Below are 18,739 nucleotides of genomic sequence, written 5' to 3' on the forward strand. Positions count from 1 at the left end.
ATGAAAGCAGATATTAGAGTTATAGTAAAAGGTGTTCAACAATATGCTGATTATATTGACGAGATAGTGACTAATGCTATTGGAAAATATTCTATTGTTAATGGTCTGCATATTGTTGAATATCGAGAACTATGTAAAGGTGGACATATCATTGAAAACAAATTGGTAATCAGTAATAAATCTGTTTGTTTATACCGAAGTGGGAGTTTGTTCTCTGAAATGTCTTTCATAAAGGGAGAATGTACGGAATCTGATTATATTAATACAGATGGAGAACTCAATGTAAAAATCAAAACATTGTCTTACCATCCTACAATTAGTGATAACAATATTCATATTGAGTTGAATTATGACTTATTCATAAATAACCAGTTCCTCTCGAATAACTTCCTTACCATATTTATTAATGAAATGGCATTGTAAACTATAATATTATGACTTTATGAAAATAAGAATAATTGATTTATTGAAAACAACTACTTATAATATTAATGTAAGTGTAAACGGCTGGGTACGAACGCATAGACAAAGTAAAAACATTAGTTTCATTGCAATAAATGATGGTTCAACTGTTCATAATCTGCAAATTGTGACTGAACATGAAAAGATAAAAAAAGATTTTCTTAAATTGGTAACTACCGGAAGTGCCATTCGGGTAGATGGTATGTTTGTACTATCTACTGGAAATCAGCAGCATGGAGAAATAATAGCCCAAAATATAGTTTTATATGGCACTGCCGACCCACAGGAATATCCTTTACAAAAGAAAGAACACTCGTTAGATTTTTTGCGGAATATTGCTCATTTACGCTTACGTACAAATACTTTTGGTGCAATATTTCGTATGCGCCATAATATGGCTTTTGCCATACATCGTTATTTCAATGAAAGAGGATTCTTCTATTTCAATACTCCTATAATAACAACATCGGATAGTGAGGGAGCAGGAGAACTCTTTGAAGTCAAAACGGAATTAAAAGATGATTTTTTCGGTTCCCCAGCCAATTTAACAGTTTCGGGACAATTAGAGGGCGAGCTCGGTGCGTTAGCATTGGGGGCGATTTACACCTTTAGCCCGACCTTTAGGGCAGAAAATTCAAATACATTCCGTCATCTTTCCGAATTTTGGATGATTGAACCGGAAGTTGCCTTTAATGATATTAACGACAATATGGATTTGGCAGAGGACTTTTTGAAATATCTAATCCGTTATGCACTTGAAAATTGCGAAAGTGATTTAGCTTTTTTAAATGACAACGTAGATAATGGTTTAATGGATAAATTACATTTCGTTGCAAATAATGAATTTATGCGTTTGCCTTATTCTAAAGCTATAGAGATTTTACAAGAATCCGGGCGTCAGTTTGACTACCCTGTAAAACCGGGAATTGATTTATGTGCTGAACATGAACGTCATTTGGTGGAAGAATATTTTCGCCGCCCTGTGATTGTTACAGATTATCCTAAAGAAATAAAAGCATTCTATATGAAACAGAATGAAGATGGGGAAACAGTTCGTGCAATGGATATATTATTTCCGAAAATTGGGGAAATCATAGGAGGTTCTGAACGGGAAGCCGACTATACAAAATTGTTGCAGCGAATGAAAGAATTGAATATGAATACCGAAAAACTGTGGTGGTATCTTGAATCACGCAAATTTGGCACTGTTCCCCATTCAGGCTTTGGATTGGGTTTTGAGCGGTTGATGCTGTTTATTACAGGCATGACAAACATTCGGGATGTTATTCCGTTTCCACGTACACCCCGAAATGCAAATTTTTGATTATAACGAAATTCAATCATGCAAGATTATATCAATGAAATATTGCATCGAATAAATGAAGAAATGGAGTTGCTTGGCATTGATGAAAATGTCTGCGTGGAGGATGCTTTGCATATGATAGATGTCATACGACCTTTATTCGATAACTTGCGGAGCATGACTGTAAAATATGAATTTCAGAACGAAGAAGAAGAAATTCATTTCTTTAAAGATATAAAGCCAGACATTCTTAGTCGGTATTTATACTTTTACAAAATAACAAGAATTGAGATGAAACGTCCGATTGGCAGTGATGATGTACAACGAGAGTATCTTCATTGCCAATTGGATAATTTGAAATATTTCTTTGACCAAAATCTTGATTTCTACCAATATTATCGTTCGAAAGCAACCCACTTAGATTCTTATTACTTTGTTCGATATAAAGCGAATTTCAGGTTGTGTGTTGATAGCTCATTTTTAGATAAAGACCCAGCCTTTTCTACCGGATATGATTATAAAGTAGCTAAAATTTTGTCGAATGAAATGCTACGAATATATCTCAATAGACAATTACAATTGTTAGACAGGAAAATGCAAATATCTAAAATACGGGCGGCACTTTCTGACTTTAATCTGAAATGGACTGGCTCTAAATCAGATGCAGTAGAGTTTGGATATGGACTTGTTGCTATTGCAACACTCAATAATGGAAATGTGACAATAAAAGAAATCATGGCTTTCATTGAAGCAGCTTTTGATATAGATTTAGGAGATTATTATCGAACATATCTAACTCTCAAAAGCAGAAAGAAAAATCGAACTGCCTTTTTTACATCAGTAATCGAACAACTGTTAAAGCGAATGGAATCGGACGAACTGTAATAAAGATATTTAGTCCACATAAAAACTACCAAGTAATTACCAACTTGGTAGTTTTTGTTTTTATACGATTTAGATATGAAATGTGGCATTTTCGGGTAATAACACCCTGCTTTTGCTACTGAAAAAGAGAAAAATAAATATTCACCAACTTGGTTATACCTTGTAATTTTTATCTTTTGAAACCCGCCATCTTTGCCGCAAATCAATTAGTTAGCGAAATGGAGATAATAACATTTGAGTCAAAAGCCTATAAGGAATTAGACAACAAGATTACCGCTATTGCCGATTATATATTTAATCACACAGAAGCGGAAAGTACCAATGAGGATGAAATTTGGGTGGATAGTTACGAGGTCTGCACATTTCTAAAAATCAGTGACCGGACATTACAACGCTTGCGGGCAGCCGGGACAGTCACTTATTCCAATATCAAGGGACATTATTTCTACAAGATTGGAGAAATAAAACGATTATTGGAAGAACGCCTGATTAAACGAGATAAGGACAGTATTAATGACCTGATAACCAACCACCAGCTATATGTTAAGGAAAGAAGAAATATTAGAAAGGACAAATAATGGGTTATCCGTGTTCAAGCATTACATATCCGGTAATTGGCGGATAGGACGCAATTTCTTAAACCCACTTTATGAGGATAACAAAGCGTCCTGTAACATCTATTTCGACCGCCGAAGTGGTATCTATAAGATGAAAGATTTCGGCAACGACAGTTATAGCGGTGATTGTTTCTTTTTCGTGGGGCAACTTAAAGGGCTGGACTGCAACAACTCAATGGATTTTGTGGAAATACTGGAAACCATAGACCGGGATTTGGGATTGGGACTGGCAACAGGTAATCCGATACCAGTTACCCGTACTTCTTCCCATATAATAAATGATATGCCGGAAGAAACACCTGAAAAGGAAAGCAAACCCTACCAGTTCAGGGAACAGAAATTCCCGCTTGCCGAATTGATGTACTGGCAGCAGTATGGTATTACACCGGAAGTATTGGAACTTTATAAGGTGTGTTCCTTACGGGACTTTCAGAGCGTAACAGCGGATGGAACACCGTTCACTTATACTTCATCCGTAACAGAACCGATGTACGGGTATAAGAACAAACGGTACATAAAACTGTACCGTCCGTTCTCGAAACCCCGTTTCCTCTATGGTGGCAATTTCGGGGAAAACTATTGTTTCGGATTGGAGCAGCTACCCGCAAAGGGTGATACACTGTTTATCACAGGCGGAGAAAAGGATGTCATGTCATTGGCGGCACATGGTTTTCATGCTATCTGCTTCAACAGTGAAACGGTGACTATCCCGCCTACGCTGATTTATAAATTGACGTTCCGTTTTAAGCATATCATCTTATTATATGATACTGACAAGACGGGAAAGGAAAGCGCACGCAAACAGGAAAAGCAGTTGGAAGAATTTGGAATAAGACGGTTACTTCTACCGCTTCCTGGAACAAAAGAGGAAAAAGATATTTCCGATTATTTTAAGGCAGGAAATACCCGTGAAAATTTCCTGAAATTGTTTATCGAATTTTTAGATAACCTATATAGTGATACATTGATTATGCTCAAATCGTGCGAAATAGACTTCAATAATCCCCCGGCAAAAGCGCAGGTAATAATTTCTGCCGGAGATGTTCCGTTAGGGACACAAGGAAACCTGTTTGGTATTACAGGCGGCGAGGGAACAGGAAAGAGTAATTATATAGCTGCCATGTTAGCGGGCTGTATCTGCCAACCGGATAAGGAAATAGATACGCTCGGCATACAGATAGCCGCCAACAGTAAACACAAAGCGGTATTACTCTATGATACGGAACAGTCCGAAGTACAACTGTTCAAAAATGTAAGTAACCTGCTGACACGTGCCAAGCAATCAAACAAACCGGAAGAACTGAAAGCATTCTGTCTGACGGGTATGTCCCGCAAAGAACGCCTGCACGCTATCGTACAAAGTATGGATAAATTCTATTATCAGTATGGCGGCATCCAGTTGGTAGTTATTGATGGCATCGCCGACCTTGTAAAGAGTGCCAATGATGAAGTGGAAAGTGTGGCAGTGATAGATGAACTATACCGACTAGCAGGAATTTATAATACCTGTATTCTCTGCGTGCTGCATTTTGTACCCAATGGATTGAAGCTGCGAGGGCATTTAGGTTCGGAATTACAACGTAAGGCGGCAACTATCCTTTCCATCGAAAAGGACGAAGAATCCACACAATCTGTGGTAAAAGCCCTGAAAGTAAGGGATGGTAGCCCGTTGGACGTTCCTTTGATGCTGTTCGCATGGGATAAAGCAGCCGGGATGCACCTTTACAAAGGAGAAAAGCCACGAGAGGAAAAAGAGAAGCGCAAGGAAAAGGAACTGGTCGGGGTTGCCCGTGACGTGTTCGGCAGGCAGGAACATATAACCTATATAGACCTGTGCGAGCAGATACAACAGATTTTGGACGTGAAAGAACGCACCGCCAAAAGCTATATCCGCTTTATGCGGGAACGGGACATTATCATCAAAGACCCGTCAAACCAAAGTTATTTTATGATTGGTTTAATTTAATCAGACAGCCTTATGTATATAGACAGAGAAGATTTTATTGCATGGATGGAACGTATCATGGACAGGTTCGATATGCAGGACAAGAAGATGGACAAAGTTATAAAAGGTCGTAACTGTTTGGATGGTGAAGAACTGCTGGATAATCAGGACTTGTGCCTGCTTCTGAAAGTAGCCCCCCGAACACTGACCCGTTATCGGAAAAAGGGAATACTCCCTTTCCTTATGTTGGATGGCAGGTGTTATTACCGTGCAACGGACGTACACAAATTAATTCGGGAGAAAACCGATTAATTTTTTCTTTTCTAATGGCTTTCAATCCTGTTTTGTCGTAAGATAAGGCAGGATTTCTTGTTTTGTATATAGGAGTTTTCAGGGATTTGGCTAACTTTGCAAAAGTTACATAGAAGATAATGGCGATTGAACAGTAACCTGTGATGTTGCCTTTATATATATCATATTCGTTCGCCGAATATCTCACTACGAAAACTGGCACTTTTCAAAATGACGAGATTTTCAGCGCAATGTCTATGCTATGTTTTAACATAGCGTGGGCTTGCCTGTTTCGTCATTTAGGTATGCCAGTACCTCGTAGTGGAGCAGTGTGAGTTCACGCTTCTTTTTTGAGATACTTGCGGACAGTTTGAATAAAGATTATAAACGGGTCACCCGTAAAAATATAAACTGTTTAATGCCTAACAATATGAAACAAATTAAAGCGCATATTGCTGTGTCTCTCGATGGTTTTATCGCAACATCGGACAATGAACTGGACTGGATTACTTCAAATGTAAAATCGCTTATTGGAAAAGAATACGAAGCGGCTACTTGCTTGCTGATGGGAGCTAATACTTATACCTATTTATTTGAGCATTGGGGTGGATGGTTATATAAAAGTAAACGTACTTTTGTAGTTTCCCACCACGATGCAAATGTTACGCCGGATTGTGGAGTGGAATTTCTTATAGATACTCCACTTCGGAAAGTACATGAAATGAAAAGTGATAATGATATGCTGTTAGTCGGTGGTGGTAAACTTTTGACTACACTTATTCAAGCGGGACTGCTGGATAGTCTGACCCTTTACACTATTCCTGTTATGCTTGGTAAAGGTATCAGTTTCATAGGTGAAACTTTTGGCTCAAATTGGTATTTGGAGAGTTCTAAAATTATAGATAACAATATTTTGTTATCCTCATATAAATATGTGAATGCAAGATGATAAAAGGGAGAGTATAGAACATTGAAGTTCTATACTTTCTTTTGTTTTTCCGTTTTTTGACGGTGTTCTAAAATTTCATCGGAATGTTCCAAAGCCCATTGAATAATACCATCTAAGGGCGACATTAAACTTTTTCCAAGCGATGTAAGACTGTATTCCACTTTTGGTGGTATTTCCGGGTACAGTTTACGATTCACTAACTTATCGGCTTCTAATTTCTTTAATGCTGTAGCAAGCATCTTTTGTGACACATTCGGAGTGTTTCTTAATAGCTCATTGAAGCGCAAGGTTCCCTTCTGATGCAAAAGGAACAATATGCGTAACGACCATTTATCTCCGAAACGGTCAATTATTCCACAGGCAGGACAAATAGCTTCTCTATAATGAGTATCATCCATCTTTTTTTTCTTATTTAATTCATTATCAATCAATAATAGTTACCTCTACGTAACTGTCTTACTTAATAGTAAGTTCTTTTTTTATACTAAGTATCTTAGTAACTTTGTTCGCACAAAAGTAACTAAATATATTGAATATACAAAGTTTTCGGTCTTTCTAAATATTTAGCAAGGACTGAAACTTATAAAAATTAAGAGTATGGAAATAGAGAAAATGCACTTTGACGGTCAAATTTGGCGACCACCCTATGAAGCAAGTTCGCAACTGTTACAGGTAACAGCAGGATGTACTTATCATAAATGCAAATTTTGTAGCCTGTATCATGGAACTAAGTTTAGATTATCCCCTGTTTCGGAAGTTGAATCAGACTTGAAAATAATTCAGGAATACCAGCCTAAGGCAAGACGTGTCTTTCTGACTGGTGCCAATCCTTTTGCTTTGAGCTATAACAGATTGTTGGATTTGGGGTTATTGATTCGGAAGTATCTCCCTTATTGCGAAACAATAGGAACATTTTCCCGCATAGCAGACATTAAATCCAAGAGTGTAGAAGAACTGAAGAACTTGCGTCATTTAAAGTTTGACAGTATTAGTATTGGCACGGAATCGGGAGATGATGAAACTTTGTCAAGAATGAATAAGGGTAATACGGCAGCAGATATATTGGAACAGTGCAGAAAGCTGGAAGAAGCCAATATTCGTTATAATTTGGTTTATCTGACAGGGCTTGCGGGAAAGGGGAAAGGACAGCAGAATGCAATCCATACGGCTGAAATATTTAATCAGCTACATCCTTTTACTATAAACTTCGTTTCTTTGACCGTATTTCCCGAATCGGAACTTTATCAGGAAATACAAGAGGGTAAATTTATTGAGGCATCGGAGCGGGAACGTCTGTTGGAGTTGAGAACCTTTATTTCTGCCCTTAGCATAAGGACAACTTTATTGGGAAATACAGTTTCAAATACAATACCTTTTGTAGGTATGATTCCCGATGATAAAGTCCGAATATTGAATGAACTGGATGCTGCAATCCGTCAAAGTACTGAAATAGAATTAAAGCAGTATAGAAACGGTATAAGGTCATTATAAAAGCAGAGAGAAACGGGGGTAATTTCCCTGTTTCTCTCTTTCTATGGCATGATGACATTATAATATAGTTACTATCTCATCAATGCTTTTGCGGGCTGTTGGATTGTACTTGGAATCCACTGGATAACCTATAGGAATTATTGCAACCGGATGAATATTAGCAGATAATCCCAAGCTATGTTTGCATTCATCTATATCGAAATTGCAAACCCAACAAGTTCCTAACCCTTGTTCCGTTGCTGCCAAACAGATATGTTCCGTAGTGATAGCAGCATCAATATCTGCATGATTTTTATTATCATACTGACGTGTCCATGCAACCGAATCATTAGCACATACAATGATATATAAGGGGGCTTCCACAAACCATTTGGCAGGGTAAACCTTTTGCAGCTTTTTTTTCTGCAATTCACTTTGTATCACTATAAATTGCCACGGCTGTTTGTTTACGGCAGACGGTGCATACCGGGCGCATTCAAGAATATAATCCAACTTTTCTTTCTCTACTTCTTGGGAAGTATAGCTTCTTACGGAATAACGCTTTTTTGTTAATTCTAAAAAATCCATGATGTATAATATTAATTGAGTTAAAAATAAATCGTTATGTCTTATAACTGTATTATTTGTCCTGTACTGATATAATTTATTTTTTCGTCAGCAATACCTTTCATTCCATTTGCTCAATTTTGAAACCTGCTTTACTTATCAGTTCTACTACATCATCTGCTGCCAGCTTATCGGAAGCTACAGTCAGTGGACGGTTGGAATCAGATAAATCTAAATTCCATTCTTCTCTACTTATTTTGCCTTGCAATATTTCTTCTATCTTGGCAAGACAACCCTCACACTTTGCATTCGTTTTAAAAATCATTGTACGTATTTGAATTGATTATTAAGTTGTTATATCCTTTTCCTTTTTAAACGTAAGCTATTTAGTACGACAGACACAGAGCTAAATACCATTGCAGCACTTGCCCACATCGGATTTAAAAGAAATCCGTTTATTGAATAAAATATGCCTGCCGCAATGGGAATACCAATCAAGTTATAAATAAACGCCCAAAACAAATTCTGATAAATTGTTTTTATCGTCAATTGCGATAGCCGGATGGTTTCCGGTATTTTCAGTAAATCGGATGAGAGTATGGTCGCCATTGCCGTATCTACAGCAATATCACTGCCTTGCCCCATTGCTATGCTTAAATTCGCTTGTGCTAAAGCCGCACTATCATTAATTCCGTCACCCACCATGCCTACTTTTTTCCCATTCGCTTGCAATTCTTTTATGAATTGAGCTTTTTCGTTCGGCAACACTCCGGCTTTATAATGGTTTATTCCTACCTTTCGAGATATGGCTTGTGCTGAATTTGCATTATCTCCTGTCAACATATACACTTCAACACCCATTTCCTGTAGTTGTGATATGGCTTGCGCCGAAGTTTGTTTAATTTCATCGGTTAGGGCTATAGCTGCAATAGCTTGTGTGGAATCAGCAAACCATACCAATGTTTTAGCTTCCTGTGTCCATTTGTTTGCCAATTCCTGCAAATGACTGGCTATCGTAATATGGTTATCATTCAATAATGACAGGTTGCCTACGTAATAAGTCTGACTGCCTACTATACCTTTTACACCTTTTCCCGGAACGTTTTCAAACTTATCAATGGAAATCTCTTTTTCATTCTGCAAAGTATTGACTACGGCATCCGAAAGAGGATGTTCCGATAGCTTCTCTAAACTGTACAGTATTTTTCGGCTATGTTCAAAGTCGTTTTCCCATAGGCTTTCAACGACTATCGGATGCCCTGATGTGATAGTTCCGGTTTTATCAAGAATTATCGTATCTATCTTTTGGGCAATCTCCAAGCTTTGGGCATCTTTAATTAAAATCCCTTTTTCAGCACCTTTTCCAATGCCTACCATAATGGCAGTGGGAGTAGCCAAGCCTAATGCACAAGGGCAGGCAATTATCAATACAGTGACCATTGCCAACAATCCATTGGTGAAGCCGTTCGTTGGTGCTAAAAATATCCATGCAATAAAAGCAATAATCGAAATGCTGATAATAGCCGGGACAAAGAATCGGGCTATTCTATCCACTAACTTTTGAACGGGAGCTTTGCTGCCTTGCGCATCCTGCACCATGCGGATGATTTGTGCCAGCATCGTGTCAGAACCTATTTTATCGGCAATAAACCGGAATGTCCCCTTTTGATTGATGGTTCCGGCAAATACCTTTTCGCCGGATTGCTTGTGCAGGGGAACAGGCTCGCCATTCAACATACTTTCATCCACGTATGATTCTCCTGTAACAACCATGCCATCTACTGCAATGCGTTCTCCGGGTTTAACAAGAATTGTATCACCTTTTTGTACGGCTGTTATCGGAACGGTACGTTCATCAGAATCTACGATAATAGTTACCGTCTTAGGTTGCAGCCCGATTAACTTTTTTATGGCAGTTGAAGTGTTTTGCTTCGCGCGCTCTTCGAGTAATCGTCCCAACAGGATGAATGCAATGATAACACTTGCCGCTTCAAAATAAATATGTGGTTCAATCCCTCTTGACAACCAAAAATCAGGAAACAGCAGATTAAAAACACTGAATGTATAGGCTATTCCGGTACTAACAGCTACAAGGGTGTCCATATTGGAAGTGCCATGCTTTAATTGCCGCCACGCATTGATATAAAATTCACGTCCCAAACCGAAAACCACAGGCGTGGCGAGAATCCAAACTACATATTTTAAAGAGGATATATCTTCAAAAAACATACTAATAACCATAATTGGGAGAGATAACAGCAGGGCTGCCACTGTACGCCTTTTATCTTCCGGTATCTTGTCAAGCGAATTTCTTCCGCTTTATCGGCTGCGTCTTCACCGGTATCAACCAGTAAATCATATCCTGCATCTTGTACGGCAGCTTGCAGCGTTGCATCGGAACATACTTCCGGATTATATTCTACCTGTGCTACCGCAGTCGCATAATTCACTGTTGCCTGATATACTCCCGGCAAACCATTTAATGTTTTATCCACACGAGCCGCACATGAAGCGCAACTCATACCCAAAAACGGATATGTATTTTTTATGTTCTTACCTTTTTCCATATTGATGATTTTTATATGTTGCAAAGGTAGGGGGCTTTTATCTTCCGGCTCTTACATAATTATGGATATGATTTATATCATTCAGACTTCATCCAAAGGTTTCAGTTTGTGTTCTTTTAAACGCTTGAACTGGCTTGGAGAAATGCCAGTCATATTACGGAATTGTGTACTTAAATGTGCTGCGCTTGAGTAATTAAGTTTATCGGCAATTTCGCTAATGGATAATTCATCATACACCAACAGCTCCTTTATACGTTCTATTTTCTGAATAATGTAGTATTTTTCTATACTTATGCCATTCACTTCAGAAAACAACTTGCTAAGGAAACTGTAATCGTGATGGCACTTATCCGTAAGATAATCAGACAGGCTTGTCTTGGACGAATTATCGTTATAATGCACTAATTCAATCACCGCAACTTTTATTTGTTCGATAATCCGAATCCGTTTATCATCTATCAACTCAAATCCGTATGCTTCAAGAACAGGCTTTATGGTAGCACGTTCCTCTGCATTTATTGGTTCTTGCAAAATAGCTGTCCCCAGTTCAACACTAAGTGGAGTAAAACCCATTCTTTTCAGTGCTTCTGTTACAACCATAATGCAACGGTTACAAACCATATTCTTAATGTGAATAGTATTGCTTTTCATCATATATTCATCGTTTCTGCAAAGTTAATAACAATACACTGCTTATCGTTTGGCAAGCTCTGAATATTCTCAATATTTAAGGCTTGCAATTTATTGATAGCGTTTATTGTTTCTTCATTTTTGCAAATTTACGAATCGGGTAGTGCAACCTAATTGCAAAGTTGAGTAACCTAAAACTGGAGTATTTATATTAGGACTTTTTTATGCATAGAAAAAGTGGCTATGTTTTTACATAGTAAGATAGCCTGTTAATATTTTGAGATGTTGTATCTTTGTGAAAAAATTAATATAATGGGAAAAGGAGATAGAAAGACTCGTAAAGGAAAAAGATTTGTTGGCTCTAGCAGAAAGAGAACTAAACTTAATTGTTACGGGATAAATAAAAAGGAACAAAAAAAAATAATAGACTACCAGCAAGAAGCCGCTTATGCAATAAAACATAATATTGTTCCATATGGTGATATATTTGATTTTGAAGGTACTCCTCATGAAAAACAATATAAAGTTTTATATCTTTTTTGTAGAGAGAACCTAAATATTCACTACAGAAGAAAAAGTATATCACACACTTCATTCTTGTTTTCCAATGATTTTAGTATAAATGCGAAAGCACGGAAAAAAAACAATCAAAATGTAATCCTTATTAATATTGGACTAATTCAAAACTGCATAGATAAATATTTATATAATTATGCCTTGAATGATTTTATAACATCTAAAGAACCTTATTTAGTTGATAGGTTTGATAGTTCTCTAAGTTATTTGGCATTTCAAATAAATACTCAATTTACTTATTATCATGAATTAGCTCATTTATTTCAATTTTCAACTATTTCGAAAGAACAAGAGTTGCAAGAAATAGGTGGCGATGATAAATTTGATATTATAAAACATAAATTAGAAATTAATGCAGATACATATTCATCTATATGTATTTCAACCCATATATATCAGTATATTAATAAAACTTTTGGTAATGATATTAATCAAGATTTTGCCTCTAAAACAATAACTATATTTGGAGTATGTCTTTTAGAATACATTATAAATTTTACGAGTGAGTATGATTTGTATTTTGATAAATACTCCCATCCTCACCCTTTAATAAGATTGTTGAACATTATCTTAAATATAACAAATCATTTCTCCCATATTCCTATATGGAGAGAGAAAGGAATTATACTTAATGTAAATTCTCTTTTTAGAGATATTATTGATTTTCATAAAGAGTTAGAAGACAATAAAGTATTTAAATCAGGTTTTTCAAACTTTATTTCCCAATATATTGTGAATATGGAAAAAATTGTATCATATACCTCTAAGATAATCCATTGGGATAATAGTGAATTTACTGATGCTATGTCTATTTGGAACAAACATGTAGAGACGTTAGATTAACAATTAGGTGTAAGGTGCAAGTATATATCTATATATAGCTTGCACCTTACACCTAAGCTGAAATATTTATATTCAGACATTTGCGTAATTCAAAAGGAAGCTGTATCTTTGAACCGAAGTTTTAGGCAGACAATGAACAGCCAAAGGATGACAGATAAACGTCTTTTTTGAAACCTAAATTGTACCCCCTAAGGTATTGACATATTGATAAAGAGTTGAATTAAAGCGACATAAGGAGATGGGTTCATTACCCTATCTCTCCGCAAGAAACATTGATAATCAATGTTCTACAGGATAAACACCCAACTTTACGTCCAAACTGTAAAGTTGGGTGTTTCTATTTTAAGGCTTAGTCTGAATGACTTTTATAGATATTCAATTATCCGAAGCTTTATGACGAATGTTATAGATAAGATAAATTCTGTGTGTCTGCTTTCTGACGATACAATACAAGCGTTGAAAGAGAGTGTGACCTTATGCCATTTTCCCAAAAAACATTTGTTGATAAAGGAAAATACATTTTGCAAGTTCGCTTATTTTATAGAAAAAGGGATGACCCGTTCTTTCTGGCTTGTGAACGGAGAAGAAATAACTACTTCTTTTTCTTGTGAAGGGGGAATTGTCTTTAGCATGGATGAATTATATTATAATAAGTTGAGTGAAGAATTTGTAGAAACACTTGAAGACGTTGTTGCATACAAAATATCACTGGCTGACTTGAACAGGTTTTTTCAAACCAATATCGAATTGGCTAACTGGGGACGGATTATCCATCAAAATGAATATAGACGTTTGCAGCGTTCACATAAGGAACGGCTTGCATTGCCGGCCAAAGAACGTTACGAAGAGTTTAAGCAGCAGTTTCCTCAAGTGTGCCAGCGGGCTAATTTGGGATATATCGCATCATATCTGGGGATCAAGCTTTCTACACTTAGTCGTCTCAGGGCCCAAAAATGATTTTTATACGATAAGATTTTGCCATAGAACAAATTTTATGTTTTTCAAGTTGCGTAACTTTGCCGCATTATTATGTAACCGTTAACAAAAAACAAATTTGTAAATTATCATGCAAAAAGGAACTACTACTGCATTTTTAGACACAAAACCTCATTATGAACTTCTTGACGGATTGAGAGGGGTCGCTGCTCTCATGGTAATATGGTACCATATATTCGAAGGTTTTGCAACAAGTCCCATAGACCAGCGATTTAATCACGGATATCTGGCTGTCGATTTCTTCTTTATCTTATCGGGGTTTGTTATCGGCTATGCTTATGATGACCGTTGGAAAACGATGAAAACAAAAGACTTTTTCAAACGCAGATTAATTCGTTTGCATCCGATGGTGGTTCTGGGAGCTGTTTTGGGTAGCATTACGTTTTGCATACAGGGTTGTGAGAAGTGGGATGGTTCACAGGTTTCCATTTCGATGGTAATGTTGGCTATGCTTATGGGGATATTTTTGATTCCTGTTGCGCCGGGGGCAGGTCCCGAAGTCCGTGGAAACGGTGAGATGTACCCTTTGAATGGTCCCAGTTGGTCTTTGTTTTTTGAGTATATCGGAAACATACTATATGCATTGTTTATTCGCAAGTTGTCTACGAAGGCTCTCACGGTGCTGGTTGTATTGGCCGGAATCGGACTGGCTTCATTTGCCATATTCAATTTTTCCGGTTATGGCCACTTGGGTGTGGGATGGTCAATGGCAGATTATAATCTGATCGGAGGTTTCCTGCGTTTATTGTTTTCATTCTCTATCGGATTGTTGATGACGCGTGTTTTTAAACCGCTTCAGGTTAGAGGCGCCTTTTGGATATGCAGTCTGGCAATTATTGTTTTGCTTTCCATGCCTTATATCGGTGGTAGTGAATTTCCGTGGATGAATGGTATTTATGATTCTGTATGTGCCATCATTATTTTTCCGTTACTTGTCTATCTGGGTGCTTCGGGAAAAACAACAGATAAAAAGTCATCTAAAATCTGTGAATTCTTAGGAAACATATCTTACCCGTTGTATATAGTACACTACCCTTTCATGTATCTGTTTTATGCGTGGGTATGGAGTAAAGAACTCAGCTTTTCACAGGCGTGGCCGATGGCATTGGTTGTATTTTTCGGAAACATCTTACTGGCTTATCTCTGCCTGAAGTTCTATGATGAACCAGTCAGAAGATGGTTGACTAAGAAGTTTCTGGCAAAGAAATAAAAATAACATCACTGTATCATAAATGAAGGGGTTGCAAAAAACGATTTTTGCAACCCCTTCATTTATGCCCGGCATATAAACTTAAAGTCTGGCCCCCTGCTCCCCATTATCCTGCGTACAGAGATGGGCCAAAGAATAAATTTAATCTTTCCATCTTATACAAGACAGATTTCAGTGTATATAAGAAAATCAATTCTCGTATATTCCGATTAGCCCATCCGCCGTGATGGTTTCTGCATTTATTTTTAGTTTCCGGCATCTGCTATTATTGTAGAAGCGGATGTGGGCTTTGCCGTCCTTGTCCGTACTAACTGAGGGATTCCAGTAAAGAGTACGGCGATAATCGGGAACGGGAGGAAGTGCGGAGTAATTCGGCTGATAGAACTCTTTGACCGGACTATATCCGTCAAGCCATGTTTTTCTGACACCTTTGCCTGCCTCTGTCGGTATTTTGCCTTCCGGATAGGTTTCAATCAATACGGCGCAACCATATAAGTCGGATACATCGAAGGGTGAAAGCCGTGGGTCTGCATACCGGCAAATAGTGGAAAGGTTTTCAGTAATATAAATCGATTTGATGGCTTCAAGCCTTATATATTTGTATTTATTATAGTCCATCTCAGTATGTCGGGTACATTCATAATTGATAACGAAGAGCGGCATTTTACTTTTGTAATATAGATAATTCCTTTGTGGGACAGGGCTGAAATTCTTATTCATATTCAGCATCAGTTCGTGTATGTCGTCACCGATGAATTTTCCGCTGTCCTTTATGTCGTCCAGTTCAGAATGGACGTCATAATAAGCTATTGATTTTGAACGACTGTCGTAAATCTCTTTTTCTTTACTTCTTTTTTTAGCTTTGATGGTCACCTCTTTCAATCGATAGTTCTTTTCGTGGTTGCCTGCTTTAGCCAGTGAATCTGTATAGGCGGCAAAGAAGGTTTCGATGTCGTCTTCTGTCAAGACATTTGTTTCTTTATCCGGAATAGTATCTTCTTCTTTTTTCGTATTGGCGATGTTCACCTGCATGTCGGCATAATGATATTTTGCGGGGGGAGGGCTGAACAATCTGTCTAATAGAATACGATAATCTTTCTTTTTTCTGTTGACTGTCACTGCCAATATCAAGTCCCATTTCCCATAGATATCCGATATCAGTGAAAAACGTCCTAAACTATCGGTAGTAATAGCCTCGATGAAGCTGCTGTTTTCTTCATTTTCTCCCCGTTTTTTCAAAAAGCACGATACTTCTACGTTGGGTTTTGGAAGTTGCCGGACGAAAGAAACAACCTGGCCCCGTGTTTCGATACCTCTTTCGGGACCATATTTGAGGTTGAGAGGTTCAATTCCGGTCATTTGCTTCCAAGAGTAGCGGCGCCAACCCTGTATCCTCAATAACAGATCGATTGCCATGCGGTGTGTGTCGTCTTCCGCTTCAAAATAATAGCCGGGATTGCGGACATACCCTTTTATCTCGGACATTAATAGGAGGTCGGTCAGCATATTGCGTCCTGATTCCACTTCATTCATGCCATCTCTTACGGATAAAGCAAATGTGTTTTGTACCGGTTGCATTTCAGCTCCGGTTAAGGTAAATTCCAGATTTACTAATTCATAGGGATTGTATGTTTCTTTGTCTGTCCGTGCTTTTATAGATAATCGTTTTTGAGGGTGAATGAATATCAAACGGTCGGACAGGACTTCTCCGCCACCATTGAATAACGCGATACGGGAGACTCCGGGTGTCAATCTGCTCTTATCTATTTTGAAGCGAATGATTTCATTTCCTTCAACGTCGATCAGACAAAACTTGTGAAGCTTTCCTCCGCTGATAACTGCTAATCCCAATAGAGTGGCGGGAGTATTGGGATTCTTTTGCAAAGCAATTTCCACACTGTCTGTGTATGACAGATTATCAACATGTAGCGCATACCCTGCTGGCAGGGCTTCCGGCATATTAAACTGGTGTTTTTTACCATTAAACTCGACGACTGCTTTTTGTTTATCACCTGTAGGTGTGTAATTGAAAACTCCCCGTCCGTCATGGATTGCGGTGAAATGGGCTGTTTCCTGTTTTTCGTCGTTGATAACAGTACCACTCAATGTTATGGGGTTGCCATAGGCATCTGTCGCTTCGAAAGCGATTTGTGACTCTATTCCCTGAATCAGGTTTCCACTTTCGGGGAAGAACTTTAAATTTACTTTTTTGCCTTTTGTCGGTTTGGGGCGCTCCATCGGGTAATTTCCTGTTGAATATTTCCGCATCTCTTTTTCAGCGAAGTTTCCTTCTGTTTGGGGCTTGTCGAAGACCGGCAGAAGTCTTGAAAAAATAATATCTTCCCCAAAGTTAAGCATGTATTTCGTATAGGCACGAACCTCGTAAAAGCCCGAATAAAAGGGTATTTGGTTTAAAGTGAAATCTCCGTGACATTGACCGTTCTCTATTTTTAATATCCGTTTGTCGATTATTTCACCTCCGGGATTCAATAATTCGACATATAAAGTTTTACTCAGGTTTGTGGCCGGGTATAGATCGGAGGTGACCAGAAAACATTTAAACCAGATATCATCACCTTGATAATAGCTGGTATTATCGAATTGCAGGTAAACTTTCTCCTGTGGAATATGTTTTGAGAAATTTTCTATCAGACAGGCGTATTGGCTCAACTTTTGGACAAGGCTGTCTTTGTTTTGTGCAGATACATGAAGACAAAACAGGCATAGGAATAAGTATCCCGTCCATTTTTTTGTTGTTTTCATCTTATTATAGCTTGGTTAAACGGTTATTCTTATTTTCTGCTATATCTTGTTTCAGGTAAAGTTCCTTACTGTCATGCCGGGATTTACCTCTTGCAGGGCTTTTATCAGTTCCTGAGGTGACTCCGGGTCTACCATGACAAATCCAGTGGCATGTTTGATTTTTATTTTCTGTATACCCAAGGCATGGGGAGTATATGTAATACTGGTGATATGATTGAAAGAGCGTTTTTGATGGAAGCTGTTCACAATTTGCAGCATTCCGTTTTCTTTGACGATGTATCTACTGGTTGCTTGCGAAAAGTAGATTGTCGCACCCGGACCTAAGCATGCAGCGCCTATCCATATTGCCTGAATTGTTATGAAACTGATGACAATGCAAGCTACTATGCCTATAGCGAATAGCCAAAGCCCTATCTTGGGATTTCTTGCTTTAAATGTTTGTTCCATCTTTTTTAAGATTATGTTTGTAACTGTCTGATAAAGATAGGAAAAAATAGAATAAAAGAATGAAATAACTTTCTTTTTTTGAGTATTGGCTATGAAAAGATTGATTTGGGTCCTATCCGTGCAGAGATAGACCGGAAAAATAATTCTTTGCCGGTAAACCATTAATTCTGCCTTTTTATCTATTTTTGCCACTTGAGAATTTTTTTAATATTAATCTA

At 37.8% G+C, this 18,739-nt stretch carries 17 protein-coding genes and 1 pseudogene; 11 read left to right on the forward strand and 7 right to left on the reverse strand.

The window, feature by feature from the left end; all coding sequences use genetic code 11:
- The 7 genes from R3O62_RS11000 to R3O62_RS11030 all read left to right on the forward strand — a co-directional run bounded on the left by R3O62_RS11000 (position 1) and on the right by R3O62_RS11030 (position 6,452).
- Positions 1–423, forward strand: a complete 423-nt coding sequence (locus R3O62_RS11000; protein WP_317472702.1) for a DUF1934 domain-containing protein — start codon at positions 1–3, stop codon at positions 421–423.
- Between the two features lie 19 nt (positions 424–442).
- Entirely contained in the window at positions 443–1,786 is a 1,344-nt protein-coding gene (asnS, locus tag R3O62_RS11005; protein WP_317472701.1) for an asparagine--tRNA ligase, read from the forward strand.
- A gap of 18 nt (positions 1,787–1,804) precedes the next feature.
- On the forward strand, positions 1,805–2,650 hold the full coding sequence (locus R3O62_RS11010) for an RteC domain-containing protein (RefSeq protein ID WP_317472700.1): 846 nt from the start codon (positions 1,805–1,807) through the stop codon (positions 2,648–2,650).
- Positions 2,651–2,868: 218 nt separating this feature from the next.
- Positions 2,869–3,228 (forward strand): helix-turn-helix domain-containing protein, encoded by a 360-nt coding sequence (locus R3O62_RS11015; RefSeq protein ID WP_008775017.1) that lies wholly within the window; start codon positions 2,869–2,871, stop codon positions 3,226–3,228.
- Entirely contained in the window at positions 3,191–5,233 is a 2,043-nt protein-coding gene (locus R3O62_RS11020; RefSeq protein ID WP_317472698.1) for a bifunctional DNA primase/helicase, read from the forward strand. Before R3O62_RS11015 ends, R3O62_RS11020 begins: the two co-directional genes overlap by 38 nt.
- A gap of 12 nt (positions 5,234–5,245) precedes the next feature.
- On the forward strand, positions 5,246–5,524 hold the full coding sequence (locus R3O62_RS11025) for a helix-turn-helix domain-containing protein (protein WP_007653502.1): 279 nt from the start codon (positions 5,246–5,248) through the stop codon (positions 5,522–5,524).
- Positions 5,525–5,933: 409 nt separating this feature from the next.
- Positions 5,934–6,452: a dihydrofolate reductase family protein gene (locus R3O62_RS11030; protein WP_120129995.1), complete on the forward strand. Its 519-nt coding sequence runs from the start codon at positions 5,934–5,936 to the stop codon at positions 6,450–6,452.
- Between the two features lie 29 nt (positions 6,453–6,481).
- Here the strand turns inward: R3O62_RS11030 and R3O62_RS11035 are convergent, their stop codons facing one another.
- Positions 6,482–6,850, reverse strand: coding sequence for a winged helix-turn-helix transcriptional regulator (locus tag R3O62_RS11035; RefSeq protein WP_004319736.1), 369 nt, complete (start codon positions 6,848–6,850; stop codon positions 6,482–6,484).
- 199 nt (positions 6,851–7,049) lie between these two features.
- Between R3O62_RS11035 and R3O62_RS11040 the strand changes: the two genes are divergently transcribed.
- Entirely contained in the window at positions 7,050–7,943 is an 894-nt protein-coding gene (locus R3O62_RS11040) for a radical SAM protein (RefSeq protein WP_007653506.1), read from the forward strand.
- A gap of 57 nt (positions 7,944–8,000) precedes the next feature.
- Here R3O62_RS11040 and R3O62_RS11045 read toward each other — a convergent pair whose 3' ends face one another.
- The 4 genes and pseudogenes from R3O62_RS11045 to R3O62_RS11060 form a co-directional block, all read right to left on the reverse strand.
- The gene (locus R3O62_RS11045; RefSeq protein WP_162223128.1) at positions 8,001–8,510 is read right to left on the reverse strand and encodes a nitroreductase family protein; all 510 of its coding nucleotides are present in this window, start codon (positions 8,508–8,510) and stop codon (positions 8,001–8,003) included.
- Positions 8,511–8,610: 100 nt separating this feature from the next.
- A complete protein-coding gene (locus R3O62_RS11050; protein ID WP_015532774.1) occupies positions 8,611–8,814 on the reverse strand; it encodes a hypothetical protein in 204 nt (67 codons plus the stop codon).
- A 29-nt stretch (positions 8,815–8,843) separates the two neighbouring features.
- A pseudogene (locus tag R3O62_RS11055) lies at positions 8,844–11,056 on the reverse strand (heavy metal translocating P-type ATPase).
- An 81-nt stretch (positions 11,057–11,137) separates the two neighbouring features.
- Entirely contained in the window at positions 11,138–11,710 is a 573-nt protein-coding gene (locus R3O62_RS11060) for a helix-turn-helix transcriptional regulator (RefSeq protein ID WP_317472693.1), read from the reverse strand.
- Between the two features lie 288 nt (positions 11,711–11,998).
- On the opposite strand from R3O62_RS11060, the gene R3O62_RS11065 reads away from it, so the two are divergent.
- From R3O62_RS11065 to R3O62_RS11075, 3 genes are all read left to right on the forward strand, one after another.
- Positions 11,999–13,105 (forward strand): hypothetical protein, encoded by a 1,107-nt coding sequence (locus R3O62_RS11065; RefSeq protein ID WP_413958309.1) that lies wholly within the window; start codon positions 11,999–12,001, stop codon positions 13,103–13,105.
- 393 nt (positions 13,106–13,498) lie between these two features.
- Positions 13,499–14,062: a Crp/Fnr family transcriptional regulator gene (locus R3O62_RS11070; protein WP_044299732.1), complete on the forward strand. Its 564-nt coding sequence runs from the start codon at positions 13,499–13,501 to the stop codon at positions 14,060–14,062.
- Between the two features lie 109 nt (positions 14,063–14,171).
- Complete coding sequence (locus R3O62_RS11075; RefSeq protein WP_122143050.1) at positions 14,172–15,311, forward strand: acyltransferase family protein; 1,140 nt, start codon at positions 14,172–14,174, stop codon at positions 15,309–15,311.
- 189 nt (positions 15,312–15,500) lie between these two features.
- Here R3O62_RS11075 and R3O62_RS11080 read toward each other — a convergent pair whose 3' ends face one another.
- A complete protein-coding gene (locus R3O62_RS11080) occupies positions 15,501–18,074 on the reverse strand; it encodes a hypothetical protein (RefSeq protein WP_250703217.1) in 2,574 nt (857 codons plus the stop codon).
- A 51-nt stretch (positions 18,075–18,125) separates the two neighbouring features.
- Complete coding sequence (locus R3O62_RS11085) at positions 18,126–18,521, reverse strand: PH domain-containing protein (RefSeq protein ID WP_032530848.1); 396 nt, start codon at positions 18,519–18,521, stop codon at positions 18,126–18,128.
- Between the last annotated feature and the right edge of the window lie 218 nt (positions 18,522–18,739).

Source organism: Bacteroides hominis (assembly GCF_033042785.2).
Taxonomy (GTDB): domain Bacteria; phylum Bacteroidota; class Bacteroidia; order Bacteroidales; family Bacteroidaceae; genus Bacteroides; species Bacteroides hominis.